This is a genomic window from Erwinia sp. MYb416 (assembly GCF_037479575.1).
Classification (GTDB): Bacteria; Pseudomonadota; Gammaproteobacteria; order Enterobacterales; family Enterobacteriaceae; genus Erwinia; species Erwinia rhapontici.
Window position 1 is genome coordinate 1 of record NZ_JBBGYT010000375.1, and the last position, 909, is coordinate 909.

General features: G+C 54.3%; 1 pseudogene. It reads left to right on the forward strand.

The annotated features are described in order from the left end of the window. Positions 1–813 (forward strand): annotated as a pseudogene (locus WH277_RS05395) (histidine-type phosphatase); the annotation flags it as partial. Positions 814–909: the final 96 nt, after the last annotated feature.

Here is a 909-nt window from a genome sequence, read left to right on the forward strand (position 1 = left end):
CAATGTGTCTGGTCCACTGAAGGTAGGGAATTCCCTGGTTGATGCCTTCACCCTGCAATATTACGAAGGTTTCCCGATGGAGCAGGTCGCCTGGGGGCAGATCAAAACGCCTGAGCAGTGGAAAGAACTGGCGGCGATCAAAAATGGTTACCAGGACACGTTATTCACCTCTCCGGTTGTCGCACGTGAAGTGGCAGCCCCGCTGGTGGACTACATCCGCAGCTTGCTGGTCGACCAGGATAAAGCCACTGCACCGAAAGTGACCTTAATGGTCGGTCATGATTCGAATATCGCCTCACTGCTGACGGCCCTGGATTTCAAACCTTATGATCTGCCAGGGCAAAATGAGCAAACGCCGATTGGCGGTATGGTGCAGTTCCAGCGCTGGCATGATAAGAAAAATGACCGTGAGCTGGTGAAGGTGGAATATGTCTACCAGACATCCAGCCAGCTGCGTGATGCGGAAGCGCTGTCGCTGGATAACCCGCCTAAGCGTGTCACTCTGCAAATGGCCGGTTGCCCGACCGATGCTAACGGTTTCTGTTCATGGGACCAGTTCACCCAGGTTTTGAACAAGTCGTTACAGGGAACGCCGTTACAGGTGGCTGAACAGGCACCGGCTGCTGCGTCAGCCACTCCGGCGGCCAAACCGGCTGACGAGAAAGCCGTCGTCAATAAGACGCTGGCCGACAAAGCGGCAGCAGACAAGCCACCACAGATAAAGCGGCTGCCGATAAAGCCGCAGCGGATAAAGCGAAAGCGGACAAAGCAAAAGCAGAAAGCACGCCAGACGCGAAACCTGCAGCTAACTGATCTGGGGGGAGGCATTGACGTCTCCCCACGTTCAGAGATGAAAAGGGGCGCCCAGGGTTAAAAGTAGCCCCCTTTTTTTTTTGGGTATTTTTTTTT